The following is a 17,953-nucleotide window of genomic DNA, read 5'->3' as shown; positions in this document are numbered from 1 at the left end:
CCCAAACCCCAAAACTACTTCTTAACATCAATATTTTGCGTATGATAGTACAAAGCAAAACTGTCATAGACAAAAATCGTCCGCGAGAAGTTAAAAACCGTGCCGTTGGCCAGATAGTTGATCGCATCCAACCCTAAAGCCTGGTCGCCTTCCTTTTTACCTACCAGCTCAGCGTATCTTTCATCTAAAGCTTGAACGTGGACATAGTTTTCAGTTGTGTCGCCTGTCATCTGGTAAGTTTCACGCAAGAAACTAAAGATAGAGTTCTGAACACTTTCATCCGACAAATACGGCACTACATCCCGTGGGAAATACGATTCTTCCAAAGAATAAAGCCGCTCTTCCAGATAACGCAAGCGAATGACCCGGTAGACTTTAGTCCCCAGTGGGAGATTTCCCCGCGCTGCAAGATCTTCATTGGTTTCGATCGTATCGAATTGAACGACTTTAGATTTCAAGGGACCGCCGGAAACCATTGAATTTTCATCAAACCCGATCGACATATTCAAAACTTTGGCAGATTGTAACGGTTTTTTAATGACATAATAACCGCTGCCTCGAACTCGCCGCAGCATCCCATGGGCGAAAACCACATCTAAGGCCTTACGGACTGTATTGCGGCTCACTCCATATTCTTCGACCAGCTCTTTTTCTGTCGGCAATTTATCTTCATACTGGTTCTTTAGGATCGCTTGAATGATACTCTCAGCCACTTCGTGATACATAGAAACTAACCTCCTTTCTAGCAGTATTTTCCTGATAGACAGGTGCACAAAATGTGTCGGCGCTTTTAATTTTTGTGCCCACTAATTATTATATATGTAAGCTTTAACAATTTCAATGAAACGTTTTCATTTTTTAAGTTTTTTCAAAAAAGCTTGACATAAAAAAACACCCTCCAGCTTTTTTGCTGAAGAGTGCCGAGATAAGTTTATTTTAAAGAGGTAAAACAGCGAATACCAAAGCGCCGATGATCCCGCCAACAAGCGGACCAGCAACAGGTACCCAGCTATAGCCCCAATCGTTGCCGCCTTTGTTAGCAATCGGCAGCATTGCGTGAGCCAAACGAGGTCCCAAGTCACGGGCAGGGTTGATCGCATAACCTGTTGGGCCCCCAAGAGAAAGACCGATACTTACGATCAGACTCCCTGCGACCAAAGGATTTAACCCATCAGCCATTGAGCCATGACCGAAACTAGCCAACCCAAGTACCAGAACGGCTGTCCCGATCAACTCGGTGATAAAGTTAGCACCAAGGCTGCGAATTGCAGGTTCTGTCGCAAAAGTCCCCAGGATCGCATCCTGGTCTTCTGTTGCTTTCCAGTGCGGCAGGTAAGCCAACCAGACAATAATTGCACCAACGATCGCACCTAACATTTGCGCGATGATAAATGGCACAACTGCAGCCCATTTGGTCAAACCAACAACTGCAAAGCCAATAGTCACTGCTGGATTAAGATGAGCAGGGCCCATCATTCCGCCAACATAAGCACCCATAGTTACGGCTAAGCCCCAGCCGAGTGCAATAACGACCCAATCAGAACCTTGAGCTTTAGACTTGTTCAAGTTAACTGCGGCACAGACGCCGTCACCAAGTACGATCAAAACGAGGGTCCCGATAAATTCGCCCATCGCTTGAGTTGCAATACTTCCCATATTTTCTCCTCCTATTTATCTGGCAAAGTACTTTCATTTCTGTCAGATTTCTATCTAAGACATTACTTTTTCAAATGATCCAGTCTTGCTTCTGCCACAACTTCAGCTAATTTAGCAGCCTGTGCGGCTTTTTCTTCTTCTGTCCACCCTAAGACCCGTGCCATTTCATCAACAAAAGCATCTTGCTTGCCGGCCAGCTTATCTTCATGGAACAAGACATAGTTTGTACGGCGTAACAAGTAATCTACTGGTGTCATCGTCATTTCTTCAGCAATCGAATAATGCAAGCTGAGTGTGTCAGCCAAGCTTAAGCCAGGTGCGGCTTCAAGGTCAGCAGCATAAGAAACAACACGACCAGTGTTAGAACCAAAACGGTTAGCTAAATCTTCTGCTTCTTCTTGCGGGATGCCTTTACCCACAGCCAGCTTAGCATAAAATTCAATGGTCTTCTCAACATTAGTTGGGTCAAAATGACCGCCAGACACTTGAAGTTTCTTCGAATCGATCTCACGAATCTCAACGCCGAATTCTTCAGACAAGGTCTTAGTGATCAATTCCATTGCGCCAGCTGCCATCTTACGGTAGTCCGTGATCTTACCGCCAGATAAGGTGATCAGACCATCTTCACCAACGTCAAGCGATGAACCGCGAGAAACTTGTGAAGCTGAAACTTCTTTTTCACCGCTGGCTGTCTTCAACGCACTGATCGCTCTTTCAACGTCCCCGCGTTGGACCTCACCCTTGTTGAATTTATCAACGGCAGAGATCAAGTTATTGAAGCTGTCGTCAGAAACCTTGCCGGTGTTAGCCCCGCCGCCGTTATAATCGGAACCGGCATTGGAATCAAGTAAAGGACGGATCCCAGCCCATGAGGCTTCAATGTCATCCAGAGTGATATTAGCCTCTGGGAAACGGTTGTTAATGGCCTTCAAGAGGTAATCCACGTCAGCTTGTTCAACAGTTGGGTGAGTGTAATCACCAGTAAAGTCGGTATCGGTCGTTCCAAAGTAAGTCTTGCCTTCACGCGGAACAACGAAGATCATCCGGCCATCACCAGCACCTGAATCAGAGTAGGTTGGCTGCGGAACACTGAGGACTGATTCATCGACAACTAAATGAACACCTTTTGTTGGGCGGATCGTTTGTCCGCTGTTGCCATTCTTGTCATCCAGGCCTAAGAACTTGGAAGACCATGGTCCAGTTGTATTGATCAGCACTTTAGCATTAACTTTGAATTCTTCACCAGTTAAAACATCTTGTGCAGTCACGCCGTCAACTTTACCGTCAGCATTATGAGAAACGCCAACTACTTTAACACGACTCGCCATCAAACCGCCTAATTCAGCAGCTTCCTTGATATTTTCAATTACCAGACGCGCATCGTTATTGACGTAATCCAAGTAAACACCGGCACCGAGCAGCTTATCACTCTTCAAGCCAGGTTCACGCTGCAATACTTCGTCCCGGTCGATCGTGTAATTAGCATATTGACTTGCTTCCACACCGGCTAGGCGATCGTAGAGATCCATCGCGATTTTGACACTAAACATATCAAAAGTCTGATCTGGTGAATCATAGATCGGCAAAAGCATTGGGAACGGCTTAGGAATATGCGGTGCAATCCCTTGAACAACAGCACGTTCCTTGACTGTGTCGGAAACAACACCGACATCAAAGGTCTTTAAGTAACGGATCCCGCCGTGTACTAACTTGGTTGAGCGAGAACTTGTTCCTTCAGCGAAATCTTGCATTTCCAGCAAGCCGACCTTAGCGCCTGCCTTGGCAGCCTGGAGCGCAACACCGGCACCGGTGATCCCGCCCCCGATGATCAATAGATCCAGCTGTGTGTCCTTAAGTTGCTCGATTGTTTCTTTTCTTGTCTTATAAGAAAACTTCACTTCAATTTCCTCCTTATTTTAATTGGAGTAAGCAAGGTATTAAGCCTTGTTTACCTTCATAACTTTTTTCTCTCTCTTGCTTATCTGGTCATAGTCAGCCTAAATCTTACTTGCCAGGTTTAAATGTTCTTGTTGCTTTAACAGCTTCTTGCCAGCCGGCATACAAGTGGTCACGCCGTTCTGCAGCCATTTCAGGTTCGAATCTCTTACCGACTTCGAACATATCTTTCAATTCATCCGTGTCTTTCCAGAAACCACAGCCCAAGCCAGCCAAGAAGGCAGCACCCATAGCTGTTGTTTCCAAGTTGCCCGCACGCTCAACTGGTGTATCCAATAAGTCTGCCTGGAATTGCAACAGATAGTTGTTCCGTGCAGCACCGCCGTCAACACGTAAAGCAGGAATATCGATCCCAGTATCTTTGTTCATCGTGTCAACCACGTCGCGTGTTTGGTAGGCTAATGATTGCAAAGTAGCTTTGATGAAGTCTTTATTAGTTGTCCCACGGGTCAAGCCAAAGACTGCCCCACGAGCTTCTGGATCCCAGTAAGGAGCACCCAAACCAGTAAAGCCAGGCACAACGTAAACTTCATCGTCGTTTTCTGATTCATTGGCGAATTGTTCTGATTGAGGTGCGGACTCGATCAGTTTCATCCCGTCACGCAGCCATTGCAAAGCAGAACCTGCGACGAAGACAGAACCTTCAAGCACGTAGTTGACCTTGCCATTGATCGAGTAGCCAATTGTTGTCAACAAGTTGTTCTTGGAGATGATCGGTTCTTCACCTGTGTTCATCAGAATAAATGAACCTGTGCCGTATGTGTTCTTGACCATGCCCTTCTTTAAGGCTAATTGGCCAAACAAAGCAGATTGCTGGTCACCGGCCATCCCGGCAACAGGAACACGGCTGCCGTAATAATGATATTCCATGGTGTAACCGTAAATTTCAGAGTTGCCTTTTGGTTCTGGCAGCAATGATTCTGGAATGTTCAAGATCTTCAAGATATCCTTGTCCCACGTCAGGTCATGGATGTTAAAGAGCATTGTCCGAGAAGCGTTGGAGTAATCCGTAACGTGGGCTTTTCCGCCAGTCAGTTTCCAAGTCAGCCAAGTATCGATCGTTCCAAAGAGCAGTTCGCCTTTTTCAGCACGTTCCTGAGCTCCTTTAACGTGATCTAAAATCCAACGGATCTTAGTTGCTGAGAAGTATGGATCGATCAAAAGACCGGTTTTTTCATGAATTAAATCAGAATAGCCGTCATCGATCAGCTTAGCAGCCAACTCACTGGTTTGACGTGACTGCCAAACGATTGCATTGTAGATCGGCAAGCCAGTCTTCTTGTCCCAGATCACTGTGGTTTCACGTTGGTTAGTGATCCCGATCCCTTGGATTTGGTCTGGTTGAATGCCTGAGTTGATAAAAGCATCCGCAATTGTAGCTTGAACTGCATTCCAGATTTCATTTGCATCATGCTCGACCCACCCTGATTGCGGGAAGTACTGAGTAAATTCGCGTTGCCCATCAGCAACTTCTTTACCATTGTGATCAAAAATGATTGCACGTGTACTTGTTGTTCCTTCGTCGATCGCCATGATATATTTTTCTGCCATTAGAACTCCTCCTAATTTTTAGGTTTATACCTGAAATATTCTAAGTTAGATAAGAAACCGTTTACTTTAATTAACTATGTTATTATAAAACTCATTTTGAAGTTTGACAATAGCATTGCTTACAATATTTGTTTAGGCTAACCGAACTATAGTTTATATTTGTTGATTTTGAGGCATTTATTCCCACATAATATTTTTTTGATTTTTCTTTTCTCTTTGTGAAATTGCCGAGTATCAGGTTGCCAAGCAGTAGCCAAAATAATCGTTTGGATTTTTATGTCATGGTTTTCACCTTGCTTTTTTCTGAAAGTCAGTCGCCTTGTAAAACGCTTGCAAAATTATTATAGCGAAATCAGATTTAGTTGACAAAGCATACAGCTTATCGCAGCTGATTTAAACATGGACATAAAATGCTCCTCCCTTCAGCAGTTTACACAAAAGGAGGAGCATTATTCGAAAATGGTTATTTACTTAACTTTTAAAGGTTTTAGCTGTTCTTCAACGTCTTTCAAAGGGACATCCGCTTGAAGCAGTGATGCTGCTGTATAGGCACTTTCAATCAAGGCCGTATCATAAAGATGGATCGTTTTGTCAGACATTTCTTCTGCCATCTCCAAGTTCATCTTAGCACTGCCCAAATCATAAAAGGCTAAGATCTCATCTGCAGCATTATCCTCGAAAGCCTGACTGATTTTTTCCATACTTGTCCCGATATCACCATCGTCGGTCCCGCCGGCAAAAGTGATCGGAACATCCGCTGCAACCTGCTTCAGTAATTTAGGCAGACCAGCTGCGATATCTGGGACGTGAGAAACGATTGTAATACCTAAACTCATAAGATCCCCTCCGTTTCAATTAACGCCGCAAAGAGGTAGCCGCTTGAGACTGCTCCCGGATCCAGGTGACCAACTGAACGTTCACCTAAATATGAAGCCCGTCCCTTCTTAGCAACCAGATCTTTAGTAGCATTGACCGCTGCATCCACGTCTGCTTGCGCCAAGTTGCCGGCTTTGATCTTCTCTGCTAACGGATCCCAGACATCGACCATCGTCTTATCACCAACCTGAGCACCGCCGCGTTTTTTGATCCCAGCTGCTGCCGCTGCAAAAAGCTCGGTTAAATCACTAGTATCCTTACTTTTCTTAGCCATTTCCAAAAAGGCCGTCCCATAAAGTGGACCTGAGGCACCACCGACTTTACTGATCAAAGCCATCGCGATCTGCTTAAAAGCATCGGTTAACTCAGCCGGCTTTTTGGAAGTCAAAGATTCTTGTACCGCTTTAACGCCGCGAGCCATGTTATTACCATGGTCCCCATCTCCGATCGGAGTATCTAACTCACTTAAATAATCTTTTTGCTCTGCGATCTTTGCTGCAAATGAGTTGATCCATTCTGTTAAGTTTTCTACTGTTAATGCCATCTTGATCCGCCTCTCTTAAATTCGAATTGGTCGTTTATAATCAGGTTCCGAGAAACAAACAGAAAGTTCCGTCTAGCCTACTGTGACATCAGAGTGCCAAACCCACACTCTAATGTCGCAGCTTGCTAGTGCTCACTTTCTCCCGTTTGTTTCCGCTCTGTTTTTACCATCCTATCGTTTCTACCGGATAATTCAAGTAATCTAACCACTGATCATCCTTTAGCTCCAAGATCGTCAGTGATAATCCTGCCATTTCTATCGATGTCATATAGTTGCCAACCTTCATAAATGCCGGTTCGATCTTCTTTTCCTTCAATAAATCTAACAGATCATGCGCAAAGATATACTGCTCCATCAATGGTGTTGCTCCCATTCCATTGACCAGCACCGCATACTTTTTGCTGCCATCCAAATTCAAGGTCTTGTCGATTTGTCCTAACAATTCCTCAGCCATTTCTTTAGATGGTTTGATTTTCTCGCGTTTATAGCCCGGCTCACTATGGATCCCGACCCCATACTCGATTTCATCATCTTTCAACTCAAAGCCCGGTTTACCAACCTCTGGTACCGTTGCTGCGTGCAAAGCGATCCCGATGGTCTTCAAGTTTGGCAAAACTTCTTGCGCCAACTTCTCCAGGTCATCTAAGCTTGCCCCTTTGTCTGCGGCAGCTCCCAAAATTTTGTGCATCAGAATAGTCCCGGCAACACCACGTTTGCCTTGGGTGTACAAACTATCTTCAACGGCAATGTCATCATCGACGACGATCGTTTTCGTCTCAATATCATCGACTTCAGCTAAATCTTTAGCCATATCAAAGTTCATCACATCGCCAGAGTAATTTTTCACAACTAAAAAGACACCTTTACCATGGTCCGCAGCTTTGATTGCTTCATAAATCTGGTCGGGTGTTGGTGATGTAAAGACCTGACCGCAAACTGCGCCGGACAGCATGCCCTTACCGACAAAACCAGCATGAGCCGGTTCGTGGCCGGAACCGCCGCCAGAAACTATGCCGACCTTATCAGCCATTGAATCTTCATCCGCACGTACAACAGCTTGTGTATCAGGCAGCTGGCGTAAATACTGCGGGTAAGAACGAACAAGTCCATCTACCATTTCAGGAACAACATTACTTGGATCGTTGATAATTTTCTTCATGTATTCTTCACACCTTTCGTTTTCATTGTACAATATCAATATAAATAAAGCGATTGCAAAGTTTACCCTTATAAAACTATTTAAATCTTACTTCTAGCGGCCGATCCTATGCAAATAGACTGCTCGTATTATAATTGCTTTAAGCGCCAATTGCTTTTAGAGGAGGACCTCATCAATGGAAAATATCCAATTAATTGTCAAATCTACCAACCAGCTGACCCCGCAAGAATTACTGCAGATCATGGAAGAAAGGGTCAAAGTCTTTGTTGTCGAACAAAACTGTCCCTATCAGGAAGTCGATCAGAAAGATCAAACTGCCCTCCATGTTTTTTTGAAAAACAAGGATGAATTCATCGCTTATAGCCGTGTGGTCTGGCATGATGATCAGGTTCATATCAGTTTCGGAAGAGTGCTTGTGGCCCAGAAGTTTCGCGGTCAAGGCTTTGGCCGCCAGATCGTCTCAACTGCATTGGACCAGATCAAACACTTCTACCCGCACCAAGATGTCCAGATCCAAGCTCAAACTCATTTGAAAAAATTCTACTCTTCCTTTGGTTTTCAGGCGATTTCTCCTTCATACTTGGAAGACGGCATTCCTCATACCGACATGCTGTTATCCGTCGATTAGATAACAAAAGATATTTTTCCCTGGCTGAATCTGCTAGAATTGATATAAGCAGAATTTTTGAAAGGGGGTGGCTTTCTTGGCAGAAAAAAAATCAGAATCCATCCGCATTCTTGACCTGATCATGATCGCGGTTGGCTGTTCGATTTTTGCTTTTTCTTTAGTATTTTTCAATATTGCAAATAACTTAGCAGACGGCGGCTTGAGCGGTGTAACTTTGATCATTAAAGCCGTTTTCCACTTTGATCCAGCCTATACCACATTGCTGCTCAACATTCCGCTGATCTGGATGGGCTACCGCTACTTAGGACGGCAAGCTTTGATCTACACGATTTATGGCACGATCGTACTATCGATCATGCTTTGGATCTGGCAGCGAGTCCCGTTAAGCATCAACATTGACCACGACCTCTTCTTAGCTTCGATCGGAGCCGGGATCTGCGGCGGTATCGGCCAAGGGATCGTCTACCGTTTCGGCGGTACAACCGGCGGTACGGATATTATTGCCCGGATGTTTGAACGCTTTAAAGGTGTCCCGATGGGGCAGACCTTACTTTGGCTGGATGTTGTGATCCTAACGATCTCGCTGGTCTACGTTGACTTGCGGCACATGGCCTATACGCTGCTTTATTCTTACGTAGCGACCCGCTTGATCAACTCTGCGATCGATGGTGCCTACGAAGCTCGCGGCAATCTGATCATTAGCGAGCATCACCGTGAGATCGCCGATACGATCATGCAGGAAATGGATCGCGGTGTGACGATCTTACATGCTGAGGGCGCTTTTTCTAATGATCCGCGCCCCACACTTTACGTAGCCGTCGAACCTAGTGAACTCCATGTGCTAAAAGAGATCGTCTCTTCGATCGACCCGACAGCCTTTATGACTTCCTTTAGTGTCAACGAAGCGGCGGGCGAAGGCTTCACCTACCGCCGACCCAAGAATCGCCTGATAAAAAAACGGTCCAAAAATAAATAGTCACTAACGGCGCTGGCCAGAAGCATTGAGCTCAGCTTCGTTTTCGCAGTTTGAAAAATAGCAGAAATCAATTCGAGGTGTCAATTGTGCGCGTAATAATTTCGCCAGCCAAAAAAATGGTCGTTGATCAAGATGATTTTTCCATCCGCAGTCGACCGCAATATTTGCATGAAACCAAGCAGCTTCTTAACAAAATGCAACGGTTGTCTTATCAAGAAGCCCAAAAATTATGGAAGACTAGTGAGCAGCTGACCCAAGTCAATTACCAAATGCTGCATCAGATCGATTTAAAAAAACAACTAACTCCAGCGTTATTTTGCTACTCCGGGATCCAATATCAGTATATGGCACCCGACGTGCTGAGCGGCCCTGCCTTAGATTATTTGCAAGAAACACTGCGGATCCTCTCCGGTTTCTACGGAATTTTGCGTCCCTTTGACGGGATCGCTCCCTATCGATTAGAAATGGGAGCAAAGCTTCAAGTCAAAGACTCAGCTGATCTTTATGCCTTCTGGGGTCCTCGTCTTTATGCTGCTTTGGCTGGTCACGGTCCAATTATCAACCTGGCTTCTAAAGAGTATTCACGCGCGCTCACTCCTTACTTAAAGGCTAACGATCAGTTCATCGAGGTCACCTTTGCTCACTTGGTCGAAGGCAAGTTGAAAACCAGAGCCACTCCTGCCAAAATTGCCCGGGGCCAGATGGTTCGTTTCATTGCCGAAGAACATGTGACAAAAGTCGACCAGCTGGCCAAATTTCAGTCACCGACTTATTCGTTTGACCCCCAGAGATCAACGGCTGCCAAACTCATCTTTATTGCACAGTAAAATCGCTCAGATATAAATAAAGCGGCCCGCAGTTATTAGACAGAGAGCTCTAATAACTGCGGGCCGCCATTTGTGTATCTTCTTTTTTGGAAATAGCGAGCTATTAAGCAACTGGTTCTATTGTAAAACTAAGGTTGCTTTTTTTCTTATTTCATCTAACAAATCTGCTGGAATTTTTTCGACTTTTTCCCAATGTCTGACGGTAAAATCAACTGAACGAATTTGTTCAGTGTAGATCGTCCCAATCTTCCAGATCTGCGGGAGTCGCATATTTTTCATTCCAGCCCGCCAGCAGCTCTTCCAAAGTATCAGGTACTTCCGCAATTGGTTTTAAAATGATCGTGCCGTCGGGGTTGTTAATTGTATCAAACTTTGTGCCTGGTTCAACGTTTAAGGATTTTGGTAAAGTAATTACAACGGCATTGCCTTGTATTCTTGCTGTGACAGCCATATCAGCACTTCCTCGTATTATAAAATTAAACATTGGCTTTTAAACCAAGTTTTAGCGACTATCGTTACTTTCCTTGCCGAACACTACATGATAACCTCTAATTGTCATTGGTCTTGGTTAACTGGTAAAGCCTTGCGACTCTTTTAGTTCAACTACATTCAAAAAATGCGACCAGATAATCACCTTTTGGTTGGTCTTTGCTTAAACTCCAACTGATTACTCCATTTTACCAATTGAAGCAGAAGTAATTGCTAAAGTAAACAATTAGGTATCGTAGTTGTTGGCAGTAACCTAACCAAAAATAAAGCAGCCCGCAGTTATTAGACATAGAGCTCTAATAACTGCGGGCCGCTTCATCAGCTAATAATTCATCCGCTCATCTGAGTCAGCTTCAAAACTATTTTTTATAGGTGTACTTGTAGTTCCACTGGGTACCAGCGGTGTTGTGAATGATCCCTTTAATATCTGATTTTTGCAAGTAAGCTGTGACCTGCTGGTAGATAGGAGTGATCCCCTGTTCCGCATTGAGGATCCGAGTGGCTTGAACCAAATCAGACCAGCGTTTGTTTGGATCATTAGCATCCTGATCCTGTGCCTGTTTGACCAGCTTATCATATTCTGCGTTAGAATACTTGCCTTGGTTATAGGAAGTATTGCTCATAGCCGTCTGCAAGAAAGTGATCGGATCGTTGAAGTCACCGCCCCAGCCTGAGAGATAAAGGTCAAAATTCCCGTCATCCGCGCTTTGCGTTGCTGAATGACCCGGGATATTGCGGACCTCAATATCCAACTCTGGCAAGATCTTGTGCAAGCGTGACTGCAAGTATTCTGTGATCACCTTGCTGTTGGAACTGTCATTGGCAGCTAATAAAGTCAGTTTCAAGTTCTTTTGTCCGATCTCCTTCAAGCCTTTTTGCCAGTACTGCTGAGCTAATTTAGTATTAGCGTCAACGGTATTCTTAACGTATTGCTGGTCAGCAAAATCCTTGCCTGTCTTTGGATCTTTGGCTAGTTCAGAAGCTACAAAACCTTTAGGAGTGGCTGAGCCGTCGCCTAAGATTTTTTTGGTCAAAACATCACGGTCAATTGCCAGAGAAATAGCCAAGCGGATATTCTTGTTATTCATTGCCTTGCGTTTTGCAGCGTCTTTATCAGCAAAATTGTACTTGACGTAATTGACTAGAGAATAAGGGTATTGTTTGAACTCCTTTTTATTCTTGAAGTTTTTAACCTGCTGACTGGTCAACGGCGTTAAGTCAAGCTTATTTTGTTCATACAGTTCCTGCCCGGTTGTCGGATTAGCGATCACAGTATAGTTGATCTTTTTAAGCTTAACGACCTTGCTGTCCCAATATTTATTATTCTTGACAAATTGCCACTTGTTGCCGGTCCCGGTCCAATTTTGAATCTTAAATGGTCCGGAATATACCATGTACTGCGAGCGAGTCCCGTATTTTTTGCCGTATTTATTGACAACTTTTTCATTCTGAGGTCCAAACAATGGGTAAGCCATCAAGTTCCGGAAATACGCGATCGGCTTATCCAATTGAATTTTAACAGTCTGCTTGTCGGGGGCTGAGATCCCGACTGTTTCTGGTTTAGCCTTCCCATCGACAATTGCATCGGCGTTTTTGATACCACTGAACAGGTAAGCATATGGTGACTTGGTTTTAGGATCTAGAGTCCGCCGCCAAGAATAAACAAAGTCTTGGGCAGTGATCTTGTCGCCGTTGCTCCATTTGGCTGAGCGCAGCTTGAAGGTCCAGGTCAAGCCATCGGCAGAAACCGAACTGCTCTTGGCTAAACCGGCAGTAACTTTACCTTTGTTGCCTAAGCGGTAAAAACTTTCAAAAACGTTGCCCGTCTGGCCGTAACCCGTGGACTTAGAAATATCGATCGTATCCAGCGGTGCATCTGTACTTAACTTCAACGTCTGCTTGTCACTTTGGTCACTAGATTTTTTCTGTCCGCAAGCAGCTAAAACGAAGACTAAAGCAGCAGAAAAAACAAGCAGCAACAATTTATGTATCTTTTTCATCAAAAAAATCCCCCTCAAAAATCTGGTCAAATATTTAAAAACAGCACGTGCCATTACAAAGAAAAAGTTCTAACGAAATAAAGCTTGTTTGGCGGCTAGTAAAATAGATGAAGTTGGGTATAAAAAAAGACGCGATCAATTCGGTTAGAATTCTCGCGTCTAGGCTTCGTCCATTTTACTTGTCAAACTTGGACTTTTATCATTGCAACAACAGTAAAAGTCAACGCTTAACAGGCCGAACATCGCGCAAGACGCAACGTACAGCAACAGCACATTTGAACATTAACTGATTTAAGTGTCACAATGATAACCTCCCGTTCTTAGATAATTTTAATATAAGCAAAGGAATGATGAAAGTCAAGTTAAAAAGGCCGCACTTTTTCGTCTGAGCAGCAATATTTTCTCTCTTCGCGCTGCTAGTGTTAAGGTAGTCTGCATTTTTCGCAGAACTTAGGCACAGAAAAAAATAAAAGTATCTTTTCAAATATGGTCCAGTATAATACAAAATGAGTACAGTATATTCTAACCAAACAGCTCAAAGAAAGGCGGAGATCTTGTGACCCCAGAGAACTACCAATTATTCGCTACCGACATGGATGGCACATTTTTAAATGATCAGATGGATTATGACCGGACAAAATTTGCCCAGCTTTATCAAAAGATGTCTCAAAAAAACATCCCTTTCGTTGTTGCCAGCGGCAATCAATATTATCAGTTGCGGTCTTTCTTTGCAGAATATCCAGACATCATTTATATAGCAGAAAATGGAGCTTATATTTGCAATCAGCATGAAGAATATCGCACCGCATCATTTTCACAAAACTCATTCGCCAAAATTTTAAAAGCGCTTTCCCGGTACCCAGAAATACCGCAGAATCTTGTCATCAGCGGTGTCAAGAGTGCCTATATTTTAGCTTCTGCTGATCCTGAATTCGCTAAGTATGCGCCAAAATATTACCATCATCTCCAGCAAGTCCCGACTTTTGCCGCAGTTGATGACACTATCTTGAAATTTTCTTTTAATTATTTTGGCGGCGAAGTGGAAGAATTCCAAAAAGAAGTGACCAAAAAGCTCCACGGTATAGCTGACCTAACGACCAGCGGGAACGGCAACTTCGATCTGATCCAGCCCGGACTCCACAAGGCCAACGGTCTACAAGTTTTGGCAAAAACATTAAACATTCCTCTGACACATATGTGCGCATTTGGCGATGGCGGCAATGATCTAGAGATGTTGACCGCGGTCGGTGATGGTGTAGCGGTCGCTAACGCGTCAGACTCTATCAAGCAAATAGCTGACCATACAACAGGAAGTAATAACGAGCAAGGCGTCTTAAGCTATATCGACGCCCTCATCTGATTGCACTTAAGGCCAACTGTATTCTTGATCTTCACCTAACCACGAAAAAATCCTGCTGCAAACAAAATTAAGGTTTGCAGCAGGATTTTTATGTGAACACACGCATCTCAAAATTACCTCAGCAGCTGCCTATTCAGACGTGCTTTTTGATAAAATCGATGATCAATTGACTCACTTCAGGTTGTAAATATGCCGGATCCATATGCTGAGCCCCTTGCAGTTCGATCAAGTCGGCCGGATGCTGATTTTCAATGAGCTTTTGATACAGCTGCTCTGAATCAGCCACTGGAACAACTTCATCCTCCGTTCCGTGTAAAATCAGAAAAGGAACTTGATTTTGTTCAACAAAGCTTAATGGATCAGCCTTTGCGTCTAATTGCGCGTCTTCCTCCGGTTCAGCCCCGAGCAGGTTCCGATAAACGAAGTCGAAGTCATTAGAAGCGCTATTCTGCTTGGCAGATAAGGGATCAACTACTCCATACCACGGAACAGCAGCACAAACTGCACTGCTTTCTTCTAAATAGGCACCCTTGTCATATTCAGTCATCCCGCTGGTTAAAGCTGTCATGCTGGCCAAATGACCACCAGCAGATTCTCCCATGACAATCACTTTTTCTTTGTTGATTTGATATTTGTCGGCGTGTGCTTTTAGATAACGAATTGCAGCTTTAGCATCTTCCAGCTGTGCCGGCCAATTCGCAATGTTGCTGTGGCGGTACTCAACACTAGCCACAACAAAGCCAGCCCGCGCAAAATCGACCAGATTGGGCAAGTGGATATTATGGTCAACATCCATCCACCCGCCGCCTGCAAACCAAACAAGCAAAGGCATTGGCTTGGCCTGCTCTTCAAAGTGCCTGATAACCGTCAGCTTCAAATCACGTGTTGCGTGTCCTAACCAGCCAGGAACTTGGGCATAAGTCACATTAGTATCTTGCCATAACCCGCTGCGTTCTTGGCCGATGGAGATAGTCTCTTTCATTTATGAAAACTCCCAATCAAATTTTTTCTGAAACATCAAGCTGGTCCAGAACGGGTCTTAATTCTGGACCATCCAAATGAAATTATCTGAGATTTGACCGGAAATTTCAAGTTAAATTGTTCAAAACCTTTTCACTAACTCCGGCAAATGCTTGCCAAAATCAAACTGGCAGCTGCTTTGACACTTTTTAGACCGACTAGTTTCACCACTTAAAATTCTTTGGCATGCAGGTAGTTATTCAGCGCCTTTTTGACAGTCTGATTCATCCGGACGAAAAGGATCCCTTGATACTTGCATAGTACAGCATCTCCCCATTTCTCCGGGTGATCAATGTCGCCAGACTTGAACTTGGGTAAGTTTACAAAACGCTTAGCAAAAGTATTTAGGGAAATATTCAACCTATTTGCCAGCATCCGTGCATCGCAAAAATGTTCATTCTTGATCTGGTCTCCTAGGTCAACACACTCGTTGACTAAATTCCAATAATCACGCATTTTAATAGCCTCCTTCAAACGTGAATCAAAAATTTCAAACGTATTTTCACTTCCCGCCATTCGCCATTTGCTCGGTTCATAACTGATATTTTTCGCCTTCAGTATAACATTTGTCTTATGTTTATGGGCATTAAATTAAATAAATGACAAATCGAGCATCTCTCAAAATGAACTACTGAATAACAATAAAAATTTTAACTTTGAATTGAATTAATCGCGCTCTGACACAGTAAAACAAACTTGATTTTCTGAAAAGAATCAGTCTAAGTCTTGTATTTCACACCCAATAATTGTATAATAATATTTTAGAGTTTATTTTAGAAAATAACCTCTTTACAAAATATTCATCAAACTAAAGTAAGGGTAGTGGGACTATGTGCGGCTTTGTTGGCTTCATTAACCAAGCAAACACAAACAAAGATACCATCGTTAACATGGCTAACCGAATCAAACACCGTGGGCCAGATGATGAAGGATATTATGTCGATGACCAAGTTTCTCTAGGCTTTCGTCGCCTTTCGATCATTGATTTGAACCATGGACAACAACCGATGAAGAATCAGGAAAATTCAAGTGTCCTCACATTTAACGGCGAAATTTACAACTATAAGATCGTCCGTCAGGAACTGGAAAATTTAGGCTATCACTTCACGACAAACGTTGATTCTGAAGTTTTATTACATGGCTATGATGCTTGGGGTGCTGAATTGCTGCAAAAGATCCGCGGCATGTTTGCCTTTGTGATCTACGACAAGAAAAATAACCAAATTTTTGGCGCACGTGATCACTTTGGTATTAAGCCTCTATACTATTATGACGATGATCAGACCTTTATGTGGGGCTCTGAGATCAAAGCATTCTTAGATCACCCCAATTTCGTCAAAGAATTCAACGAAAAACTACTCCCGATTCATTTAAGTTTTGAATTTATTCCTTCTAAGGAAACGATGTTCAAAAACGTTTATAAACTGGTCCCTGGCCACTATTTCATTCATAAAGACGGTCAAACCACGATCAAACGCTACTTTAAATACAACTATGACCACATTGACAACAACCAGACGATCGAAGCCGATGCTAAAACCATCGCAAAAAAGGTCGACGAATCTGTTGACGCTCATATGATCGCCGACGTTGAAGTCGGCAGCTTCTTATCCAGTGGGATCGATTCGAGTTACGTTTTGAATGAAGCCGCTAAGAAGCAACCGATCCAGTCATTTACTTTAGGCTTTAACGATTCGAAATACAGCGAGATCGATTGGGCCAAAAAGTTTTCCAAGAGGATCAACCAGCAAAATACACCTATTACGATGGACGGCGACGATTATTTCGATATTCTGCCAACCATCATGTATTACATGGATGAACCATTGTCCAACCCTTCGGCGATGCAGCTGTACTACTTGTCTCAAGAAACCAGCAAGCATGTCAAAGTTGCTTTATCAGGTGAAGGAGCTGACGAATTCTTCGGCGGTTACAACACTTATTTAGAAGCAGTTCCATTTGAACGTTACCAAAAATACGTCCCTGGCGCGATCCGCAAGCTGTTAAGCAAAGCAGTCATTAACCGTCCGCGTTTTCACGGCCAGCGTTTTTTGGTCCGGGGAGCACAGCCGCTTTCTGAGCGCTACTACCGGGTCAACTATGTCTTCAATAAGCATGACCGCGATCTGGTCATGAAACATCCGGAAAACAACGTTGATTCAGGAGCCTATACCAAGCATCTTTTTGATGATGTCAAAGGTAAAAATGAGATCACTCAGATGCAGTACTTTGATATTAACACCTGGCTGCCCTATGACATTTTGCATAAGGCTGACCGGATGAGTATGGCTAACTCCTTGGAAGTCCGGACACCACTCGTTGATAAGGAAATTGCAGCTTTTGCCGCTACAATGCCGACTAAGACACGGATCCGTGGGGAAGAGACCAAGATCTCTCTTAGAACTGCCGCTGAGGGTGAATTGCCGCACGAAGTTGCGAATAAAGAAAAATTAGGTTTTCCGTCTCCGATCGCTTCTTGGATCAAAGAAGACAAGTATCGTAAGCGGATCGAAGATGCATTCACTTCACCAGTCGCTGAGAAATTCTTCAACACTGATGAGTTAATGAAAATCTTGCAAGACCATATCAATGGCAAATCAAGCATGCAAAAAATTTTTACAATTTACACATTCATCTTGTGGTACCAGCTCTTCTTCCCAGAAGACGATGGAGTTGTTTTACCACCGAAAAAGCCTGTCAAACACGCAGGCTAATAAAAAGGTTTCCGTTTATTTAAACGGAAGCCTTTTTTATTAGCGCAAGCTCTGATCTTCGGCCCCTTCTTTGGAGTTGTGCCCTTATAATTGTGTAAAAAGAAAGATCATATCATTTCCATGATACAATCAATGTGGTTTCGCAGACACAAAAATTGAACAGGAGAAAATGATATGACCCAACTTAATATTAGCTT

At 43.6% G+C, this 17,953-nt stretch carries 16 protein-coding genes; 5 read left to right on the top strand and 11 right to left on the bottom strand.

Annotated features, from left to right (window positions below):
* Nucleotides 1-14: 14 nt before the first annotated feature.
* From LFYK43_RS09030 to dhaK, 7 genes are all read right to left on the bottom strand, one after another.
* The gene (locus LFYK43_RS09030) at nucleotides 15-725 is read right to left on the bottom strand and encodes a GntR family transcriptional regulator (protein ID WP_124977560.1); all 711 of its coding nucleotides are present in this window, start codon (nucleotides 723-725) and stop codon (nucleotides 15-17) included.
* Between the two features lie 211 nt (nucleotides 726-936).
* Nucleotides 937-1,656, bottom strand: a complete 720-nt coding sequence (locus LFYK43_RS09025) for an MIP/aquaporin family protein (RefSeq protein ID WP_124977558.1) — start codon at nucleotides 1,654-1,656, stop codon at nucleotides 937-939.
* A gap of 62 nt (nucleotides 1,657-1,718) precedes the next feature.
* Complete coding sequence (glpO, locus tag LFYK43_RS09020) at nucleotides 1,719-3,554, bottom strand: type 1 glycerol-3-phosphate oxidase (RefSeq protein WP_124977556.1); 1,836 nt, start codon at nucleotides 3,552-3,554, stop codon at nucleotides 1,719-1,721.
* Nucleotides 3,555-3,660: 106 nt separating this feature from the next.
* Nucleotides 3,661-5,163: a glycerol kinase GlpK gene (glpK, locus tag LFYK43_RS09015; RefSeq protein ID WP_124977554.1), complete on the bottom strand. Its 1,503-nt coding sequence runs from the start codon at nucleotides 5,161-5,163 to the stop codon at nucleotides 3,661-3,663.
* A gap of 467 nt (nucleotides 5,164-5,630) precedes the next feature.
* The gene (gene dhaM / locus LFYK43_RS09010) at nucleotides 5,631-5,999 is read right to left on the bottom strand and encodes a dihydroxyacetone kinase phosphoryl donor subunit DhaM (protein WP_124977552.1); all 369 of its coding nucleotides are present in this window, start codon (nucleotides 5,997-5,999) and stop codon (nucleotides 5,631-5,633) included.
* Entirely contained in the window at nucleotides 5,996-6,583 is a 588-nt protein-coding gene (gene dhaL / locus LFYK43_RS09005; RefSeq protein ID WP_124977550.1) for a dihydroxyacetone kinase subunit DhaL, read from the bottom strand. Before dhaL ends, dhaM begins: the two co-directional genes overlap by 4 nt.
* Before the next feature lie 163 nt (nucleotides 6,584-6,746).
* Entirely contained in the window at nucleotides 6,747-7,742 is a 996-nt protein-coding gene (dhaK, locus tag LFYK43_RS09000; RefSeq protein ID WP_124977548.1) for a dihydroxyacetone kinase subunit DhaK, read from the bottom strand.
* Nucleotides 7,743-7,917: 175 nt separating this feature from the next.
* Here dhaK and LFYK43_RS08995 point away from each other — a divergent pair, with 175 nt between their 5' ends.
* The 3 genes from LFYK43_RS08995 (at nucleotide 7,918) to yaaA (ending at nucleotide 10,173) form a co-directional block, all read left to right on the top strand.
* Complete coding sequence (locus tag LFYK43_RS08995) at nucleotides 7,918-8,370, top strand: GNAT family N-acetyltransferase (protein ID WP_124977546.1); 453 nt, start codon at nucleotides 7,918-7,920, stop codon at nucleotides 8,368-8,370.
* Nucleotides 8,371-8,446: 76 nt separating this feature from the next.
* On the top strand, nucleotides 8,447-9,346 hold the full coding sequence (locus tag LFYK43_RS08990; RefSeq protein WP_124977544.1) for a YitT family protein: 900 nt from the start codon (nucleotides 8,447-8,449) through the stop codon (nucleotides 9,344-9,346).
* Between the two features lie 86 nt (nucleotides 9,347-9,432).
* Nucleotides 9,433-10,173, top strand: a complete 741-nt coding sequence (gene yaaA / locus LFYK43_RS08985; RefSeq protein ID WP_124977542.1) for a peroxide stress protein YaaA — start codon at nucleotides 9,433-9,435, stop codon at nucleotides 10,171-10,173.
* Nucleotides 10,174-10,399: 226 nt separating this feature from the next.
* Here yaaA and mazE read toward each other — a convergent pair whose 3' ends face one another.
* Both mazE and LFYK43_RS08975 read right to left on the bottom strand, forming a co-directional pair.
* Nucleotides 10,400-10,624 (bottom strand): type II toxin-antitoxin system PemI/MazE family antitoxin, encoded by a 225-nt coding sequence (gene mazE, locus LFYK43_RS08980; RefSeq protein WP_124977540.1) that lies wholly within the window; start codon nucleotides 10,622-10,624, stop codon nucleotides 10,400-10,402.
* 397 nt (nucleotides 10,625-11,021) lie between these two features.
* A complete protein-coding gene (locus LFYK43_RS08975; RefSeq protein WP_124977538.1) occupies nucleotides 11,022-12,662 on the bottom strand; it encodes a peptide ABC transporter substrate-binding protein in 1,641 nt (546 codons plus the stop codon).
* 556 nt (nucleotides 12,663-13,218) lie between these two features.
* Here LFYK43_RS08975 and LFYK43_RS08970 point away from each other — a divergent pair.
* On the top strand, nucleotides 13,219-14,022 hold the full coding sequence (locus LFYK43_RS08970) for a Cof-type HAD-IIB family hydrolase (protein ID WP_229718010.1): 804 nt from the start codon (nucleotides 13,219-13,221) through the stop codon (nucleotides 14,020-14,022).
* Between the two features lie 133 nt (nucleotides 14,023-14,155).
* Here LFYK43_RS08970 and LFYK43_RS08965 read toward each other — a convergent pair whose 3' ends face one another.
* Together LFYK43_RS08965 and LFYK43_RS08960 are read right to left on the bottom strand one after the other, a co-directional pair.
* Nucleotides 14,156-15,004, bottom strand: coding sequence for an alpha/beta hydrolase (locus tag LFYK43_RS08965; protein WP_124977536.1), 849 nt, complete (start codon nucleotides 15,002-15,004; stop codon nucleotides 14,156-14,158).
* A 209-nt stretch (nucleotides 15,005-15,213) separates the two neighbouring features.
* Nucleotides 15,214-15,498, bottom strand: coding sequence for a hypothetical protein (locus LFYK43_RS08960; protein ID WP_124977534.1), 285 nt, complete (start codon nucleotides 15,496-15,498; stop codon nucleotides 15,214-15,216).
* Nucleotides 15,499-15,872: 374 nt separating this feature from the next.
* Between LFYK43_RS08960 and asnB the strand changes: the two genes are divergently transcribed.
* Nucleotides 15,873-17,756 carry an asparagine synthase (glutamine-hydrolyzing) gene (gene asnB / locus LFYK43_RS08955; protein WP_124977532.1) on the top strand — a complete coding sequence of 628 codons (1,884 nt, stop codon included), beginning with the start codon at nucleotides 15,873-15,875 and terminating at the stop codon, nucleotides 17,754-17,756.
* Nucleotides 17,757-17,953 lie beyond the last annotated feature (197 nt).

This window comes from Ligilactobacillus salitolerans (assembly GCF_003864415.1).
Classification (GTDB): Bacteria; Bacillota; Bacilli; order Lactobacillales; family Lactobacillaceae; genus Ligilactobacillus; species Ligilactobacillus salitolerans.
The sequence above is the reverse complement of the archived record's forward strand: the minus strand, read 5'-3'. Positions and strand labels throughout refer to the sequence as shown.